Genomic DNA, 17,918 nt, shown 5'->3' on the forward strand with positions numbered 1-17,918 from the left:
CTGAGTCGCCCGGTCCCGAGTCGCCCGGTCCCGAGGCGTCCCGTCCCGAGTCGTGCAGTTCTGCTCCCGCCGTCACCGCCACGACACCGGCGCGGCGCCGCCCGACGGCGGGGCATCGGCCGGACCGGTGCCCCAGCTGCCGGGGGAGGCGGCGAGCCGGTAGTCGAGCCGAGCACCGTGGGCGAGAGCGGAATGGGTGAGCCAAGTCCGGTGCCAGGTAACGCCGTTGAGGCTCGCGGCGACGATGTGGCGGGTGTCCTGGTCGGCTCCCGGGGCGGAGATCACCACAGTGCCGCCCTGTCGGCCGCGGTACGGACCGACGGTCACCTCGGCGAGCGGGAACTGCGGGGCGGTGAGCAGGTAGGTCCCGGTCCCGGCGGCGCCGGGGTAGAGCCCGAGGGCGGTCAGGACGTACCAGGCGGACATGGTGCCCAGGTCGTCGTTCCCGGTGACGCCGTCGGGGGCGTTGGTGAAGAGGGTCTCGGCGGCCCGGGTGACGGTCGCGGTGCGGTCGGGCCTGCCGGTCCACAGGTAGAGGTACGGGGCCAGCAGGTCGGGTTCGTTGTTGGGGTCGTAGGTGGTCCTGCCGAAGTAGTCGGTGGCGCCGTAGACCCAGGCCGAACGTGCGGCGCGGGCGGGATCGGCGAGCAGCCGGTCGTAGGCGAAGAAGGAGTCGAGCCGGGCGGTGGCCGCGTCGTCGCCGCCCAGCAGGCCGATGAGTCCGGCCGGATCCTGCGGCACCGACCACAGGTACTGCCAACCGCCGCCCTCGTGGAAGGCGGTCTGGCCGCCGTCGCCGTGCTCGAAGCCGGAGACCGGGTCATAGGGCGACACCCAGCTGCCGTCGGGGTTGCGCGGTGCGAAGAAGCCGGTGGCGGCGTTCCACAGGGTGCGGTAGTTCCGGCCCCGGGCGGTCAGCATCGCCGCGTCCCCGTGGTGGCCCAGGGCCCTGGCCATCAGGGCGAGGGAGGCGTCGGCCGCCGCGTACTCCAGGGTCGCCGAGGCCGGGTGCTGGCAGTCGTTGTCCTGCCCGTGCTTGCCGGGGCAGCCGTTCGCGCCGAGGTAGGGCAGATAACCGAGCTCGGCGTACCGGGGATTGCCGCTGCGCCCGCTGAACGGAGAGTCGGCGGGCGGTACTTGGGTGACGTTCTGCAGCAGGGCCCGGTAGGCCTCCTCCTCGTGGCCGGCGAGCAGGCCCTTCGACCAGCCGTCGACCAGGAAGGGCGTGACCGGGTCACCGGTCATCACCCCGGTCTCGCTGTTCTCCAGCGACCACCTCGGCAGCCAGCCGCTCTCGCGGTGGATCGCCAGGACGGAGAGGTCGATGTCGCGGGCGACGGCGGGGGTGAGCAGTTCCAGGAGCTGGTTCTGGGTGCGTGAGGTGTCCCAGAGCGAGAAGTTGGCGTACGGCGTCCAGTCGGTCGCGGTGTGGACCCTCCCGTCGGCGCCCGGGTAACGCCGGTCCACGTCACCGACCAGGTTGGGGTGCAGCAGGGCGTGGTAGAGCGCGGTGCAGAAGGCCGCCCGGTGGTCGTGGTCCGAACCGCCGATCCGTACCGAGCGCAGCCGCCGGTCCCAGTCCGAGGTCAGGGCTCGGCGGGTGCGGTCGAAGTCGTGGTCGGTGGTCTCGGTCGCCAGGTTCCGGCGCGCGCCCTCGAACCCGGTGTAGGAGAGCCCGACCTTGACGACGACCCGGCGGTCGGCGCCGGTGTCGAAGGTGAGCCAGCCGCCGCTGCCGTGGGCGCGGTCGGGGCCGCTGTCCCCGGCGGAGTCCCGGGAGCCGGGGGAGAGCGTACTGCCCCGCCAGGTACCGAAGGAGCTGAACGGCCGGTCGAAGGAGGCCGTGAACCAGAGGGTGTGGCGGTCGCTGGTGCTGCCGCAGAACCGGCCGTCCGTCACCCTGCCCTCCACGGTCCGGTCCCCGACCACGTGGAACTCCGAACCGTCCACCGGCATGTGGGCGTAGCCGGTGTTGACCAGGACGTTGGCCTGGCGGCCCGCCGGGAAGGTGTACCGCTGCCAGCCCGTGCGGGCGGTGGCCGTCAGCTCGGCGTCCACCCCGCTGTCCAGGCCGACCCGGTAGTAGCCGGCCGCGGTCTTTTCGTCGGCGTGGCTGAAGCGTGCGGCGTACACGGCCGGATCCGCGGAGGTGACGGCGCCGGTGGTGGGCAGGATCGGCACCTCGCCGCTGACGTAGCACCCCGCGCCGGAGAGGTGGGTCTGGCTGAAGCCCAGGATCCGGTCGTGCGCGTAGGAGTAGCCGTAGCTGGAACCGTCGGGGGCGAGGGTGTCCGGGCTCGGTTGCGCCATGCCGAACGGTGCGGCGGGGCCGGGGAAGGTCAGGCCGCCGTGGAGGGTGCCGATCAGCGGATTGACCAGGGTCGACGGATGGGCCACCGGCACGGGTGCGGTGACCGCCGGGACGGCTGCGGTTGCGGCTGCGCCCGGGGCCGGGCCGACCGCTGCCAGCACGGTGGACACCAGGGCCCACACGACACGGCGGCTGCCGGTCCGGTGGCGTCGGCGCGGATGGCGGCGCAGTGGCATGTCTCTCCCCGGGGGCTCGGCCGGTGGCGGGTCAAGTCGGTGTGGTCCCCCGATCCTGCCCCCGGCGGCCGGGAGGAGACGGGTGCAACGCCCGGCCGTGCTGACGATCGGTCAGCATCCCGGTGACAGCGCCTCGACGGCGGTCGGCGTTTGGTGCGGGAGCGCCTCCGTGCCGCGCACGCTGAGTGAGCGTCATGTGGGCGGCGGCGGGGCCCGATTGCGGTTTCCGCTCGCGAACCCGGCCTTCCGGCTGATGGGCGGGATCCGTCCCGCGGTGGTCCCCGGAGGTGCCTGTGATCCGCAGTCCTGGCCGGTCGAGGCCGTGTCGCCGTACGGTGCGCTGCGGTGCGGCTGCTCGTCGGTCCGCCACGACGGCGCACCCGTGGGCCGGAGCCGTCCGCCCGCGCCCCGGGCGAGCGCCGCCGCCCCGGTGGCCGGCCCGGCAAATACGCACAGTGAGTCACCGGCGCGTCACCAGGCGTCTTGATCTTGCGTGAGGAACTGATTACCATACGTATGGTTGCTCCGGGCAACTAAGTTGACGGATCGGGCTCAAGAGGGGCGCCGGGCTGGAATGACGGTCCGTCAGGTCCGGCTGCCACCGCCGACCACGAACCGTCGGCGCAGCGGACTCGTGCGCCGACGCCAGGAGGGGAATGACGTATGACCAGCACCACACAGACATTCCAGAGCTACGTCGAGCGCAACCTCGACGCGCTGGGGGAGCAGCCCGGCCGGGAGGCGGTCGTCCACGAGGGGCGGCGCATCACCGCGGGCGAGCTCCGCGATCTCATCCACCGGATGGCCCGTGCCCTCCAGGCGCGGGGGGTGGGCCGCGGGCAGACCGTCACCCTGCTGAGCGGCAACCTGCCGGAGACGATCGCCGCGCGCTACGCCGCCAACCTGCTCGGCTGCCGGATCAACCACCTGTACAACAAGCTCTCGGCGGACGCGCAGGCCGCGATCGTCCAGGATGTCGAGACGCGCGCGCTGATTGTCGACCCCCGCTACGCCGAGCGGGCCGCCGAGCTGACCGCCCAGGTCGAGGTGGAGCACGTCCTGCTCCTCGGGTCCGCGGAGGGCGGTGAGGACTTGCTGGAGCTGGCGGCCGGGCAGTCCGCCGCGCCGCTGACGGGCCTTGCCAGGCCCGACGACGTGTGCTCGATCCGCCACACCGGTGGCACCACCGGCCACCCCAAGGGGATCTGCGCCACTTTCGAGCAGGTGGGCGGCTTCCGGACGCAGCTCAGCGAGGTGCGCCGGGAGACGCACCGGCAGCTGGTCTGCACCACCCTCGCGCACGCCGCCGGCCACCTGGTCGATCTCACCCTCTCCGCCGGCGGCACCGTGGTGCTGCTGGACGACTTCGACCCCGCCGAGGTGCTGGCCGCGATCGAGCGCGAGCGGATCACCCGGCTCTTCCTCCTGCCGCCGCTGCTGTACCAGCTGCTGGACCACCCCGACATCGCCCACCGCGACACCTCCAGCCTGAGCAACCTGATGTACGGCGGCTGCCAGGCGTCCCCGGTCCGCCTGGCCGACGCGGTGCGGCAGCTGGGCCCGGTGCTGTTCCAGTTCTACGGCCAGAACGAGGCCGGCGGCATCAGCACGCTGGCCACCGAGGACCACGACCCCGACCGGCCGGACCGGCTGCGGACGGCGGGCAGGGTCCTGCCCGGGGTCGAGGTGGTGATCCGCGACGAGTCGGGCAACGACCTGCCCGTCGGCGAGCTCGGCGAGATCTGCGTACGCTCCGGCAGCGTCATGAAGGGGTACTGGAAGCAGCCGGAACTGACCGCCGAGGTGCTGCGCGACGGCTGGCTGCACACCGGAGACCTCGGTCGCCTGGACGAGGACGGCTACCTCACGGTCGTCGACCGGCTGAAGGACATGATCATCGTCGTCGGCGGCCACGTCTACACCACCGAGCTGGAGGACCTGCTCAACTCCCACCCGCAGGTCCGGCAGAGTGCCGTCTTCGGCGTTCCCGACGTCGACCGGATGGAGCAGGTGCACGCCGTCGTCGTCCCCGTCCCGGGCGGCAGCGTCGACGAGCAGGAGCTCCGCGAGCTGGTGCTGAGCGAGCGCGGCGCGATGTACGAGCCCGCCCGGATCTCCTTCGCCGCCGAGCTGCCGCTCACCGACGTCGGCAAGCCGGACAAGAAGGCGCTGCGTCGGGCTGCCGAGTCCCTGTCGGTCTGACCGCCCCGCTGCCCGCCGCTGCTCCTCGCCGCTTCCCGCTGCCACGGCGACGGGGGAGTTCCGGGAAATTCTGCGAAAGTTCTGGGAATGCGCCATGTACACGACGCGTGACAGACTGTAGCGTCATCCTCTGTCAACCGACGCACAACGGAGGGTAGTCATGGAGCCGGAGAAGATCCCCAGAATGATCGAGGCCACGGGCACGTTCGTCCTCGACCCGGAGGACGATGAGCGGGAGTGCGTCCGGTCGTGCTGTCGTCCGGCCGATCCGCCGACGTACTGGGGGCATTGGCTGCGCCCGGCCTGACCGGGGGCTCCTGCGGCGACCGGGTGTCCGCCTCCCCGGACCGGCCGCCCAGCGGGTGGCCCGCCGCCACCCCCGAGGGACGGGCGACGCCTCCCCGTCCTGCAAAACCCCTGCCGGCCGACGGCACCGAAGTTCCGGCCGCCACCGCTCCCCCCGGTCGGTGGCGGCCGGTCTCCCCGGCCCGCCGGGCCGCAGGCGCCGAGCCGGCCACCCGGGCGGGACCGGCCCCCGGACGGGACGGCTGCACCCCGTGGGGTGCCTGCTCGGGCAGAGCGAAGGCCGAGGATCGGACCGGACCCGGCGACGGGCAGCCGCGCCGCCGGGACGCCCTGCCGCCGGGCTGCCACGTCTGACCGGATCGGTCCGCCGCCGGACCCGATACGGCCTGTCGCCGCCGCACCGGCGCGAACCAGAATCGGGGACATGAACCGAGCACTGATCGTCGTCGATGTCCAGGAATCCTTCCGCGCCCGTCCGCTCTGGGAGACCGTCTCCGACCCGAAGATCGCGCACCAGGTGGACCGCCTGGTGCGACTCGCCCGCCGGGCAGGCGATCTGGTGGTGTGGGTGCTGCACTCCGAGCCCGGCACCGGCGACGTCTTCGACCCCGCCCTCGGCCACGTCCGGCTGATGGCGGAACTGGAGCGCCGGGACGGGGAACCGCTGATCCACAAGACCTCGCACAACGCCTTCACCACCACCAACCTGCAGCAACTCCTCACCGAGCACGGCATCCGCGAGCTCACCCTGTGCGGACTGCGCACCGAGCAGTGCGTGGAGACCACGACCCGCCTCGCGAGCGACCTCGGCTACCTGGTCACCTTCGTCACCGACGCCACGGCCACCCACCCCATCCCGCACCGCGACGCCCCCGCCCACCGGACCGGCGCCGAACTGCTGGCGGACCCCCGGACCCTGGGCACCGAGGAGATCATCAGGCGGACCGAGTACGCCCTCGCCGGACGATTCGCCACCATCGCCACGGTCGACGAGCTGGAAGCCGCGGCCGCTCCTCGGGCATGATGACCGGATCGTGAACCACATCGTCTTCCTGCTGGTGCCCGGAGTGCATCTGCTGGACCTGGCCGGCCCCGCGCAGGCCTTCTCCACCGCAGCCGACTTCGGGCACCCCTACACGCTCGGCTACGTCGCCGAGCGGAGCCCGGTCCCCAGCGCCCAGGGGCTGCCGCTGACCGCCGGTTCGGACTGGCCCGACCTCGGGCCCGACGACCTGATCGTGGTGCCCGGCTGGCGGGTGGGAACCCTGGCCGACGGCCCCGTCATCGGTGCGGGCTCGCTCGACGCGCTGCGGGAGCACCACGCCAGGGGCGGCACGGTCGCCAGCATCTGCGCCGGGGCCGAGGCACTCGGCAGGGCCGGACTGCTCGACGGCCGCCGCTGCACCACCCACCACGACGTCCAGGACGAACTGGCCCGCCGCCACCCCGGGGCGGTGGTCGTCCGCGACGTCCTGTTCACCGTCGACGACCGGGTGGTCACCTCGGCGGGCATCGCCAGCGGCATCGACCTGGCCCTGTACCTGATCGCGGCCCGGCACGGTCCCGCCGCTGCCGCCCAGGTGGCCCGGGACATGGTCGTCTACGCCCGGCGCAACGGCCACGAACCGCAGAACAGCGCGATGCTCAGGCACCGGTCCCATCTGGACGACACCGTGCACCGCGCCCAGGACCTCATCGACTCGCGGTTCGCCGAGCCGCTGCCGCTGCCCGCGCTGGCCTCGGCCGTCGGCGTGAGCGAACGCACCCTCACCCGGCTGTTCAGCCGGGCGACCGGCGGCCTCACCCCACTGCGCTACCAGCAGGCGCTGCGCCTCGAACGCGCCGAGCACCTCATCAGCCACGGCTCGACGGTCGATGCCGCCGCCCGCTCGGTCGGGTTCGAGGACGCGCGCATGCTGCGCCGGCTGCGCGCCCGTACGGCCTGATCCGGGATCGGGCCGGTCGCGGTGGGCGGGTGTCAGCTCCGCCTGGTGGCGACGGCGAAGACGCGGCGGAAGGGGTACACGGTGCCGTGGCGGGTGGCCGGGTAGGCCGTACGGAGCAGGTCGCGGTACTCGGCGAGGAAGTCGGTGGTGGCCTCGGGGTCGTCCGCCAGTGCGGTGAGGACCGGGCGCAGCGCGGTGCCCTTGGTCCAGTCGAGGACCGGGTCGGTGCCGGTGACGAGCTGGGCGTAGGTGGTCTCCCAGGCGTCGACGGTGCAGTCGAGGTCGGCCAGGAGCCCGAGGTAGCCGACCGGGCTGAGGACGACCTGGCGCCGCCCGTCGGCCCGGCCGCGCAGGCGTCCGCGCCACCGGGCGCTCTCGCAGAGTGCGTCGAGCAGGGTGTGGCTGGGGGCGGCGGACTGGTCGGGCACCTGGAGGGCGAAGGTGCCGCCGGGGGCCAGGGAGGCGACCCAACCGGCCAGCAGTTCGGGGTGGTTGGGGACCCACTGCAGGGCCGCGTTGGACACGACGAGGTCGTAGGGCCGGTCGGGGACCCAGTCGGCGGCGTCGGCCGCGCGGAAGTCGAGGGTGCCGCCGCCGCTGGTGGGGCCGGCGAACTCCCGGGCGGCGGCGAGCATGTCGGTGGAGTTGTCGAGTCCGGTGATGTGCGCGTCGGGCCAGCGGTTGGCGAGCAGCGCGGTGATGTTCCCGGCGCCGCAGCCGAGGTCGGCGATGTGGGCCGGGGCGCCCGGCAGTTCGGGGATGCGGGCCAGGAGGTCGAGGAAGGGGCGGGTCCGGTGTCCCGCGTGGCGCAGGTACTGCTGTGGATCCCAGGTCGCCCGGTGCATGTGCGCAACTCCTTCGGCCAGGTGTCTAGGCGTGCGGGTGTCTCGGCGTGCGGGACGTGAGGTGTCCCGCTCCCGGACCATCGTCCACCCGAAGTCCAGGCACAGCCCGCTCTTCATCAGGTGCACCGCATCAGGTGCACCGCGCCGTCCGTGCCCAGTGCCCAGTGCTCAGGCCTGGTCCGTGGCGCCGGCGGCCCGTGCGGGGACGGCGGCGCAGAGCGGCACGGCCGTCAGCACGGCCGTCGGCAGGGTCGGCAGGGTCGGCAGAGTCGGCAGGGTACGGCGCACGCGCGAACCTCCGGCGGCTCCGAGCCGATCAGTACCTCCACTGCCGCTCATGACGAGTCCGTCAGCGGAACAGGGCCGATCCGAACCAGTCGGACGGGCTCCCGACACCGGGGAGCGTGAAGAAGTACCCGCCACCCGTCGGCGAGACGTAGTCGACCAGCGGTTCTCCCGCCAGCCGCTGCTGCACGGCCTGGAACTGCCGTGCCACGTCCTGCTGGTAGCAGCAGAAGATCAGCCCGACGTCCAGGTTGCCGTCGGTGTCCAGGCCGCGGTCGTAGTTGTAGGCGCGGCGCAGGATCTGCTGGCCCGCCGAGTCGGGGGTGCGCGGATTGGCGAGCCGGATGTGCGCGTTCATCGGGGTCAACAGGCCCTGGGAGTCGGCCCCGTAGTCGGGGGCGTCGGACTCCCTGACCCCGTCCAGCGGCGCGCCGGAGTCGCGGCGGCGGCCGATCATCCGCTCCTGCTCGTGCAGCGAGACCCGGTCCCAGAACTCGACCAGCATCCGGATGATCCGCACCACCTGGTAGGAGCCGCCCTCCACCCAGGCCGGCTCGCCGTCGGCACTGCCGTGCGTCCACAGCACCGAGTCCGCCACCGCCCGGTTGCCGGTGTCGGGATTGGCGATGCCGTCCTTGAAGCCCAGCTGGTTGCGCGGGGTGCCGGACGGACGTGGGGCGGCGTGGAAGCCGTCGGCCTTCCAACTCGGCTGCATGCCGCCACGGGTGTGCCGGGTGATGTCGCGCAGCGCGTGCATCACGGTGTCGCGCGAGTCCGCGCAGATCTGCAGCGACAGGTCGCCGTGCAGTTCCTTGGAGCCGACCAGGTTGTCGTCCGGGAACACCGGCATCTGCACCAGCCGGGCCGGTCTGCGGGCCGCGAGCCCGTAGCGGTCGCCGAAGAGCGAGGCGCCGACGCTCACTGTGACCGTCAGCCCGTCGGCGGGCAGCACGGGCCCGAGCGTCGCACTGTCGGTGGGTGGCGAGGCCAGGTCGGTGGCGGGCACCGGGCCTCCCGCCGTCAGCACCCGGATCCGCTCGGTCAGGGTCCGGAACAGGTCCTCCAGCGCGGCCCGGTCGGGCGCGATGACATCGAAAGCGACGAAGGACGCGGCGGACTGCTGCGGTGTGGTGATACCCGCCTGGTGCGGGCCGTGGAACGGGATACGCCGCCCCGACGGCCCCTGGCCGGGCTCGGCGGCGGCCGCGAACGCCCCGGCCAACGCGCCCGCGCCGACGGCGGCACCCACCGTGGCACCGCGCAGGAAGGCACGCCGGCGCAGCGGCTGCACCGTCGGCGACGGGCCCTGCGGCGCGGACGACCCCCGCGGCTCGGGCGGGAGCGACGGGACGGGCTGGACCGGCGGCTCGGACGTCGTCATGCGTGGTTCCTCGGGGTGAGCAGGTTGGGCAGGACAGCCAGCTCCTCCAGGAGCCGGCCGAGGTCTCCGTCGAGGCGCCGGCGCTGCGCCGTACCGAGCTTCGAGGACGCCGTCCAGGAGCCGTCCCCGGCCCGGTAGGCGGTCACCTCGTCGTCGTAGGACGGGAGTTCCCGGTTCAGCCGGTCGAGCAGACCGGGGTCGCGGGGGCGGATCACGGGGGAGAGGATCTCCAGGACCTTCTCGGTCCCCCGGATGTTGGCGTCCAGTGTGGCCAGCGTGGTGCCGCTGCCGTAGTCGGCGGTGCCGTTGAGCTGGAACTGCAGCGAGTTCTCCAGGATCTCGTGGACGCGCAGCGAGAGGTCGCCCGGGTCGGTGTCCTCGCTGGGGAAGTCCTGGACCAGACCGTCGATGTCCGTCACCAGTCGCTGGGTGACCTGGCGCAGCCGGTCACCGCTCCAGCCGTGCCACAGGCCGTACTCCACGGCGAAGAAGCCGGTCCAGTCCGGGGAGTCGACGCCCTGGGGCAGCCCGTTCGGCAGGCCGTTCAGCGAGGTGTCGAAGTCACCGAAGGAGTTGTAGGCGGCGCCGAGGCGCTCGTAGTCCAGGTGGGCGGTGAGCCAGTCGGTCCTGGCGGCGGCCAGGTCGCCGCGCGCGACGTCGTCGTCGAGCGTACGTCCTGCGGCGAGCAGTCCGGGCAGCGCGGCCTTGACGTAGTCGCGGTAGGCCTTGACCGGTGCGCCCATCTCCTTGTCCGGCATGGGCCGGTAGCCGGCCACGGCGCCGGAGGCGGTCCCGACCACCGTCAGCGGACGGGTGGTGAGCACCGGGCCGCTGGAGAAGACGCAGCGGACGGCGTACTGGCCGCCCGTCAGGGTGGTGGCCAGCGGCAGCGTCCGGCCGGGGCCGAGCCAGGGGATCTCCGCGTAGGCCAGGCTCGCGTCGGGCGAGACCAGGTAGAGCGTGGCGAAGACCTTGGAGTTGTTGGTGACGGTGAAGGAGAGCGGCCCGGCGGGCAGCTTCTCGGGAGGTGTGCCGCAGGTGGTGGTGTCCACCTGGAGCCGCCCGCCGGGTGCTGCCCGGTCGCCGTCGGCGGGGGCGGAGCCGACCAGGGCGGTGACGCCCAGCAGGAGCAGCCCGGCCACCGCCGGGCGCAGCCGCCGGGTGGCGGCGGGCCGGGGCGCGGGACGGTCCTTCGGGCGGGCCGAGGGCGTGGGTGGGGTTGGCTCCGGCATGGTGTGGACCGGTCCTTCGAACGGGCGGGCGCGGGCCGGCCCGGGGCGGCGGCCGACGACGGCCGCCGCCCGTGTGTCGGGCCGGGACTCCTGGACGGTGGTGTGGTGCCCTCGGGTCTCAGTTCCAGATGTCGGCGATCGGCGCGGCGGACGCGCTCTGGCCGACCGGGGCCAGGCCGTACATCTTCTCCAGGGTGGCGAGCACGTTGTAGTGGTTGATGGTCTCGCTGTACTGGCCGGGCCGGACGTGCGCGCCGAAGAACAGGGTGGGGATCTGGTTGCTCTCGGTGTAGTCGTCCTCGTCCCAGGTGACGACCAGCAGGCTGTTGTTCTGCTGGGCCCAGGTCGCGTAGCCGGCCAGGTTGTCCTGCAGCCAGGAGTCGCCGTCGGCGATGGTGCCGTCGTGCATGTCGTCGTCGAGGTTCGGGATCACGAACGACACGGTGGGCAGCTTGCTGTAGTCCGTGGGGAACGAGGAGAACGGCAGCGAGTCGGCGGCCGGGACGTTGCTGAAGTTGACCCACGGCGAGTGCTTGCGCGCGTAACTGCCCGAGGTGCAGCTGGTGGAGCCGGTCTTCGGCAGGCCCTCCGAGTACCCCTTGAAGGTGCGGCCGGAGGCCAGCAGTTCGGAGCCGAGGTTGGCCTTGCTGCCCTCGTTGACCGGACAGGCGTCGGAGCTCAGGCCGAAGGTGCTGCCGCCGAACAGCGCCATGTAGTTCGGCTCGCTGGGGTGGGTGACGCCGAACGAGGAGGTCATCAAAGCGCCCTGGGACGCCAGGGAGTTGATGTAGGGAGCATCGGAGGTGTCGCCGATGACGTCGTCGAAGGAGTGGTTCTCCTCCATCACGACCACGATGTGCGCGGGAGTGGGGACGGTGCCGGCCGTCGCCGCGGCGGCGACGGCCGAGCTGTGCGGGGCCAGGGCCAGGGCCAGGGATGCCGCAACCGCAGCCGCCGTGGCGACAGCGGAGAGCCCGGCGAAACGCGACCTCGAACGCATGGAGACTCCAGGGGAGGACGAGCCGGTCGTGGCCGCCGGCTCATACGGGAGGTGGGGGAACGTGCCGCACGGGCCTCGTGGAGGAGCCGCGGACCGGTGCGGGGGCGGCCGGGCGACGCGCGCCCGGCCTCGGTGCCGCGTACAGCATTGGGGCCGTAGGTGCCTTTCAGTTGTCGGTGGACTGGCGAGTCTGTGAACTTAGCGAGGAGACGGCGGTTCGGGCGAGGGCTGCGTCCGATTTCCCGTCATCTGGCAGGAAAATCGCGGAAACTGACGGCCCACCGGTTGTCGGATCGCCAACATCCGTGCAGATCCGGGGAGCGTGGGGCGTGCGGATGTGCGGAGGCGCGGAGGCGTCCGGATCAGCGCTGGTCGCCGGCGCTTGCGCTTGCGCTGGTGCCGGAGCCGGGCTGCGGGACGAGGCGGAAGGCATCGCCGTCCCTGCGGACCAGGCCGCCGGTGGGAGCCGGGAAGTGGCTGCCGAGCAGCAGGGTGTCGGTGTCGGCCAGCTGCTCCAGCAGACGGGCGCGGGTGCGGGCGGCCTGGGCGGGGTCGATGTCCACGCAGCTGCCCACGGCCGGCTCGGCCAGCTGGACCGGGTGGTGCACGCAGTCGCCGGTGATGACGGCGGAACGGCCGCCGCTGTTCAGGACGACGGCGACCTGACCGGGGGTGTGCCCGGGGGTGGGGACCAGGGTCAGGCCGGGCGCGACCTCGGTGCCCTCGGAGGCGACGTCGACCAGGTCGAGGAGTCCGTGCTCGTGCACGGGCCGGACGGAGTCGTCCAGCATCTGACGGCGGCTCTCCTCCAGCTCGGCGCCGTCCCAGTGGGAGTACTCCGTACGGGCGGTGAGGTAGCGGGCGCCCGTGAAGGTGGGCTGCCAGCTGCCGTCGGCGGCCGGTCGGGTGTTCCAGCCCACGTGGTCGGCGTGCAGGTGGGTGAGGATCACGAGGTCGACGTCCGACGGCGCGAAACCGGCGGCGGTGAGCCGCTCCAGGTAGGGCGTGTCCAGCTGGTGCCAGGCCGGGTTGGCGCGGTTCTTGCCGTTGCCGATGCCGGTGTCGACCAGGACCCGCAGCCCGCCGATCTCCAGCGCGAAGCTGTGGACGGCGAGCCTGAGCCCGCCGTCCGCGCCGGCGAAGTCCGGCTCCAGCCAGGGGTGACGGGCCACCACCTGCGGTGTCGCGTCGGGCAGCAGCCACGGGCCGGTGGCGGCGGGCAGGGCGATCTCGTCGATGCGGTGGACGGTGATGTCACCGATCTCCCAGCGTGACACGGGTGACTCCTCGGGAAGTGGCGGAAGGCTCGGCACGGTGTGCGAAGCAGGATCCGAGCAAATCAGATCAGCACACTAAACGCAAATAGTTAGCTTTTAGTGCTTCGGTGTTCGGGTGCTCGGTGTTCGGGTGCCCCGGTGTTCGAGGTGCCCCGGAGGATGCGCGGCAGCCGGTCCGCAGGGAACTCGCGCCGTGTCCGCATGGCGTGGAACGTGTCGACGGGCAGGTGGAAGTACGGTTCGTCCAGGATCGTGAGCGGTTCCCCGGCGATGTTCGACCTGCCGGAGCCCGATGTGCCGTCCAGGAAGATGATCAGCCCGCCGGGCCGGTCGTCGTCCGCCGAAGTGGCCACTGCGCGTTCCCCGTTCCCCCGTCCTTCCGCTACCCGATCATGATGCCTGCCCGTGGCTCCGGGGTTCACCCCGGGGGCTGCAACGGGCGGGGCGGGCAGGGGCCGGTCGGGACGCGCCGGAAGCCGGATCCGTGCACCCGCGTACGCGGACGGGCCGTCCGTAGGGCTGAACGGCACCGCAGCAGAGCGTGCTTGATCGATTGTCATGTCAACTGTCCGGGTGCGGCGGTGGACCGGTCGGAATACCGGCGCGGCCTCGCGGGTACCCGCACTGGACCGGCCCGATCGGAGGACTCCCGCATGTGCCGTCTGTTCGGCTTGAGCAGCAGCCCCAGGCGCACCCGCGCCACCTTCTGGCTGCTGGACGCTCCTGACAGCCTGAGCGACCAGAGCCACCGCGACCCCGACGGGACCGGCCTGGGCTTCTTCGAAGCCGACGGGACCCCACGGGTGGACAAAGCGCCCATCGCGGCCTACGAGGACCGCTCCTTCGCCGAGGAGGCCAGGCAGGTGGAGTCGGCGACCTTCATCGCCCACATCCGCTTCGCCTCCACCGGCGGCCTCCAGCCGCGCAACACCCACCCGTTCGTGCAGGACGGACGCCTGTTCGCGCACAACGGCGTCATCGGAGGTCTGGAGCAGCTGGAGGAGCACCTCGGCGAGGACCGGGCCCTGGTCCAGGGGGACACCGACTCCGAGCGCTTCTTCGCCCTGATCACCCGCGAGACCAGGGCGCACGGCGGCGACGTCACCGCCGGCATCACGGAGGCGGCCCGCTGGATCGCCCGGAACCTGCCCCTCTACGCGCTCAACCTGATCCTCACCACCCCTGACGAACTGTGGGCGCTGCGCTACCCCGACACCCATGAGCTCTACGAGCTCCAACGCCACGCCGGCGGTCACCACGGCGGTCGGCACCTGGATCACAGCGGCACCGCCGGCCGGATGCGCGTCCACTCCCGGGACCTCCGGGACGTCCCCACGGTGGTGGTCGCCAGCGAACGCATGGACGAGAACCCCCACTGGCAGCTGATGGCCCCCGGTGAGCTGCTGCACGTCGGGCCGGATCTCGGCCTGACCCGCCGGATCGTCCTGCCCGACGCACCGGCGCATCCGCTCAGCCTCAGCGATCTGCGTCCCGAGGCCGCCGCCTCGCAGAAGGCCGCCTGAGCCGGCTGACCTGCCTGGCCCGGCTATCCCGCCCCTGTCTCGCCTGGCCTGCCTGTGCCGCCTGGCTGTGCCGCCTGCAGAGGCCGGCTCCTTCTGCCCGAGCCGGCCTCTGCTCCTGCCGCTGCTAGTAGGGCTTGGTCAGGTGTGTTCTCGCGTGGGTATGTCTCGGTGGCAGGTGGGGCAGGAGCCGGCCCAGGTGGCCAGGATGGTCTGCAGCTCGCGGACGACCTGGTAGAGGCTCAGGCCGCTGCCGTTTCTTTTGGGGCCCGGGCCAGCCTCCGCAGGGTGCAGAAGGCGTGGGCGAGTGCGACGAGGGTGACGTGGTGGTGCCAGCCGTTGAAGGTGCGGCCCTCGAAGTGGGAAAGTCCCAGGGCCTGCTTCATCTCGCGGTAGTCGTGCTCGATGCGCCAGCGGAGCTTGGCCAGGCGGACCAGGGTGGTCAGCGGGGTGTCGGCGGGCAGGTCGGAGAGCCAGAACTGCACCGGCCCGGCCTCCTTGGCGGGCCACTCGGCCAGCAGCCAGCACTCGGGCAGCTCGACGCCGTCGGTGGCCTCGCGAATCTCGCGGCCGGCAGGGCGGATCCGCAGTGCGACGAAGCGCGAATACATGCGCTTGACCCCGGAACGGCCCTTGCCCGGGCGGGATCCCTCACGCCAGGACACCGGCCTGGCCGCATTTCGCCCGGCCTCCTTCACCAGCGCCTTCACGCTCTTCGCCGGATCCGGATACCTGGTCACGGGCGGCCGTCCGGTCCCGCTGCAGGGCGGGGTGAACGGCCTCGCGGAGCCCGGCTGGGCGCTGAGGGTGCCGGAGATCCCCACCACGTAGTTCAGACCGCGCTCGTTGAGGCCCAGGCGGAACGCCACCGCGTCGCCGTAGCCGGCATCCGCGATGGCCAGCGGGACGTGCACACCCCAGGAACGGGTCTCATCGACCATGTCCAGGGCGAGCTGCCACTTCTCCACGTGCCCCAGGTCGACGGGGACCCGGCAGCGCTCACGGCGGGCCACCTTCGCCGGTTCAGCCTTCTCGGAGGCCGGATCCCAGGGCTGCGGGAGGAACAGTCTCCAGTCGACGGCCACGGAGGCGTGGTCGGCGGCCAGGTGCAGCGAGACGCCCACCTGGCAGTTGGTGACCTTGCCCGCAGTACCCGTGTACTGCCGCGACACACACGCCGAGGCGTCACCGTCCTTGAGGAACCCGGTGTCGTCGATGACCAGCGCCGTCGCCTTCAGCTCCGCCTACATCCTCCACGCCAACCGGGCCCGCACATGCGCCGGATCCCACGGACTGGTCGTCACGAAGTGCGCCAGCGCCTGCCGGTTGCCATCTTCACCAAGCCGCGAGGCCATCGGCTCCACCGACTTGCGACCGCCGTCCATCAACAGCCCACGCACATAGACCCGCCCCCAACGACGCTGATCGTTGCGCGTGAACGCCTCGAACAGCTCCGCCGTGAACGCCTCCAGGTCCTCCCGGACCTCAGCCATCTCGCCAGGTGTCACACACCATCAACGACACGACTGCCCCATGGACACGCCACCGTTGCACCAACATGACCAAGCCCTACTAGGGCGCGTATCGAGTCGTGATCAATCCGCGGTTTCGACCCCGCGACGCCGAGCCGCTGCAGGGCGCCTGAGAGCTATATCGCTGGACTCCACCTACGAGCGTCGATGATCTGGTCAAAGACCTCACGCTAAACGGCCCCGCCCACGGGCAGACATGCGACCTCATCGGGGGCTAATGCCTCACCCGCCGAACCGGTGCCAACGGAAACCGTGTTCGAGCAGCGGTGTCAGGGTCCCGCGGTGAAGCGCGCTGAAGCCCACGATTGCCTCGTCCTCGTCGCCGCTGACGCGGGCGAGAAGTCCCGGCGCCGCGAAAAACCGCTCGGCCGCGTAGGTCGGCATGAAGGGACTGAGGGGTACGGGGCGCAGCAGCTTCCACAGCGCGTCAAGGCGCGCGGTCGGCATGCAGTAGGTGCGAGCGCCGTAGGGGGCGACACTCATGGCTCCGTTGAGGGTGAACTGCAAGAGGAAGCGGCTCAGCGGTTCCTCTTCAAGGGTCGTCTCCGGGTTCGGATCATCGGGGTCTTCGGTGAACCACACACGTGGATCGGGCTCGTCCGGCTTATTCAGCGGCCAGGGGATGGACCAGTCCCTGCTGGCCCCGTTCCACATCGCGAAGATCAGTCGGTCGCCCAGTGGCCCGGATGCACGCCTGGGCTTCTTCAGTACTGGGTCGAGGAATCTGTGGATGGCCGGTCGGAGGCGGGCCAGGCGGTGGAAGGCGGCCAACGCCTCTGGCAGGTTGTCCAGTTCGTTTGCCGTGGTCTCGTCGTCAGCGGACTCCGCTTCGGGAAACCAGCCGAGGACGAACGACTCCAAGGCCCGGCTCGGATCTGATTCCACGAGGTCGATCCAGTCCACGCCTGGCACCGGCCCAGGTGACGGGACTGGCCGGACCGCATCCAGCATCTCGCGGGTCAGCGGTTGGCTGAGCCTCAGTTCGGCACGGTCGAAGTAAGCCGGTGCCGACGGCATCGCCCTGCACTGGGCGGTGCCGAGCGGGAGGCAGCCCTCTTCCAGTCGCGCGAAGACGTGAATGGGCAAGGCACCTCGGAACTCGAACCTGGAGTGGAGTTCTGGAATCCGATCCCCGCGCAGAAGTACCCAGAGGGAGTCCTGGACGCCGCTGACCTTCGGATTGTCCCCGGACTCGACGATGACGACGGTTGCGTCAGCTCCCGCCCCGATCAAGGCTGGCCCCATTGCGTACCGAAGGAGGCCGGCTCCAGCGACAGACAGGGCCGCCTTCTCGGTGATCAGGGACGGAAGCGTTCGCAACATGCCGGTCAGCCTATCCGCGAGGACAGACAGGGCAGATTGATCGGGACTCGATACAGGCCCTAGCTAGTGCGACGTATCACCGCACCGTGATCCGCTATCCGAGATCGACCGCGAGGATGTCGGTCAGGCGGACGTCGGGCTCGGCGGCGAGGAGGTCCGGCGCCGACCTGGGCGAAGAGGGCGGGGATGCGGCCGTTCAGGTGGGCCTGGCGGCCCGCGTCGTCGGCGAAGGCGTCGAAGATGCCGAAGGGGGAGCTGTCAATCTGGAAGGCGTACCAGACCAGGGTCTGGTACGCCTCGGCGGCGAAGCCGCGGGCGATGTCCAGCAGGTCGGTCACCTCGGCCTCCTTGCCGGGCTTGGCGGTGAACAGGCCCAGTACACCCAGCTTGAGCATCATGTCGGTCTCCCTCGTGTCGTGAGGGGCCCCGCGTGATGCGACTTCCTCGACCGGGGCCCCGTCTGGTCCATCCGCAACTGCTGACCCCCCTTGCCGGGAGCATTCCGGCCGGCCCCACCGCGGC

General features: G+C 71.7%; 14 protein-coding genes and 1 pseudogene. 5 read left to right on the forward strand and 10 right to left on the reverse strand.

What is annotated here, in order from left to right:
* Positions 1-72: 72 nt before the first annotated feature.
* Positions 73-2,547, reverse strand: a complete 2,475-nt coding sequence (locus tag ACFC1R_RS33445; RefSeq protein ID WP_375945160.1) for a GH92 family glycosyl hydrolase — start codon at positions 2,545-2,547, stop codon at positions 73-75.
* Positions 2,548-3,210: 663 nt separating this feature from the next.
* Here ACFC1R_RS33445 and ACFC1R_RS33450 point away from each other — a divergent pair.
* The 4 genes from ACFC1R_RS33450 to ACFC1R_RS33465 all read left to right on the forward strand — a co-directional run bounded on the left by ACFC1R_RS33450 (position 3,211) and on the right by ACFC1R_RS33465 (position 7,001).
* The gene (locus tag ACFC1R_RS33450) at positions 3,211-4,749 is read left to right on the forward strand and encodes an AMP-binding protein (protein ID WP_375945162.1); all 1,539 of its coding nucleotides are present in this window, start codon (positions 3,211-3,213) and stop codon (positions 4,747-4,749) included.
* A gap of 160 nt (positions 4,750-4,909) precedes the next feature.
* Positions 4,910-5,056 (forward strand): hypothetical protein, encoded by a 147-nt coding sequence (locus ACFC1R_RS33455; protein ID WP_375945164.1) that lies wholly within the window; start codon positions 4,910-4,912, stop codon positions 5,054-5,056.
* Between the two features lie 423 nt (positions 5,057-5,479).
* Complete coding sequence (locus ACFC1R_RS33460) at positions 5,480-6,079, forward strand: cysteine hydrolase family protein (protein ID WP_375945165.1); 600 nt, start codon at positions 5,480-5,482, stop codon at positions 6,077-6,079.
* 10 nt (positions 6,080-6,089) lie between these two features.
* The gene (locus tag ACFC1R_RS33465; RefSeq protein ID WP_375945167.1) at positions 6,090-7,001 is read left to right on the forward strand and encodes a GlxA family transcriptional regulator; all 912 of its coding nucleotides are present in this window, start codon (positions 6,090-6,092) and stop codon (positions 6,999-7,001) included.
* Between the two features lie 32 nt (positions 7,002-7,033).
* On the opposite strand, the gene ACFC1R_RS33470 is transcribed toward ACFC1R_RS33465, so the two are convergent.
* The 6 genes from ACFC1R_RS33470 to ACFC1R_RS33495 all read right to left on the reverse strand — a co-directional run bounded on the left by ACFC1R_RS33470 (position 7,034) and on the right by ACFC1R_RS33495 (position 13,374).
* Positions 7,034-7,846 carry a trans-aconitate 2-methyltransferase gene (locus tag ACFC1R_RS33470; protein ID WP_375945168.1) on the reverse strand — a complete coding sequence of 271 codons (813 nt, stop codon included), beginning with the start codon at positions 7,844-7,846 and terminating at the stop codon, positions 7,034-7,036.
* A gap of 349 nt (positions 7,847-8,195) precedes the next feature.
* On the reverse strand, positions 8,196-9,512 hold the full coding sequence (gene efeB, locus ACFC1R_RS33475; protein WP_375945170.1) for an iron uptake transporter deferrochelatase/peroxidase subunit: 1,317 nt from the start codon (positions 9,510-9,512) through the stop codon (positions 8,196-8,198).
* Positions 9,509-10,744: an EfeM/EfeO family lipoprotein gene (locus ACFC1R_RS33480; RefSeq protein WP_375945172.1), complete on the reverse strand. Its 1,236-nt coding sequence runs from the start codon at positions 10,742-10,744 to the stop codon at positions 9,509-9,511. The genes efeB and ACFC1R_RS33480 overlap by 4 nt, the downstream gene beginning before the upstream one ends.
* A gap of 118 nt (positions 10,745-10,862) precedes the next feature.
* Positions 10,863-11,744 (reverse strand): alkaline phosphatase family protein, encoded by an 882-nt coding sequence (locus tag ACFC1R_RS33485; protein WP_375945174.1) that lies wholly within the window; start codon positions 11,742-11,744, stop codon positions 10,863-10,865.
* A gap of 362 nt (positions 11,745-12,106) precedes the next feature.
* Complete coding sequence (locus ACFC1R_RS33490) at positions 12,107-13,021, reverse strand: MBL fold metallo-hydrolase (protein WP_375945176.1); 915 nt, start codon at positions 13,019-13,021, stop codon at positions 12,107-12,109.
* Between the two features lie 89 nt (positions 13,022-13,110).
* Positions 13,111-13,374, reverse strand: coding sequence for a hypothetical protein (locus tag ACFC1R_RS33495; protein WP_375945177.1), 264 nt, complete (start codon positions 13,372-13,374; stop codon positions 13,111-13,113).
* 300 nt (positions 13,375-13,674) lie between these two features.
* On the opposite strand from ACFC1R_RS33495, the gene ACFC1R_RS33500 reads away from it, so the two are divergent.
* Positions 13,675-14,544, forward strand: a complete 870-nt coding sequence (locus ACFC1R_RS33500; RefSeq protein ID WP_375945179.1) for a class II glutamine amidotransferase — start codon at positions 13,675-13,677, stop codon at positions 14,542-14,544.
* A gap of 239 nt (positions 14,545-14,783) precedes the next feature.
* On the opposite strand, the pseudogene ACFC1R_RS33505 reads toward ACFC1R_RS33500, so the two are convergent.
* From ACFC1R_RS33505 to ACFC1R_RS33515, 3 genes and pseudogenes are all read right to left on the reverse strand, one after another.
* Positions 14,784-16,034, reverse strand: a pseudogene (locus ACFC1R_RS33505) (IS701 family transposase).
* 261 nt (positions 16,035-16,295) lie between these two features.
* Positions 16,296-17,396: a hypothetical protein gene (locus tag ACFC1R_RS33510; protein ID WP_375945181.1), complete on the reverse strand. Its 1,101-nt coding sequence runs from the start codon at positions 17,394-17,396 to the stop codon at positions 16,296-16,298.
* A gap of 59 nt (positions 17,397-17,455) precedes the next feature.
* Positions 17,456-17,794: a putative quinol monooxygenase gene (locus tag ACFC1R_RS33515; RefSeq protein ID WP_375945182.1), complete on the reverse strand. Its 339-nt coding sequence runs from the start codon at positions 17,792-17,794 to the stop codon at positions 17,456-17,458.
* Positions 17,795-17,918 lie beyond the last annotated feature (124 nt).

This window comes from Kitasatospora sp. NPDC056138, from assembly GCF_042264695.1.
In the GTDB taxonomy this organism is placed as follows: Bacteria; Actinomycetota; Actinomycetes; order Streptomycetales; family Streptomycetaceae; genus Kitasatospora.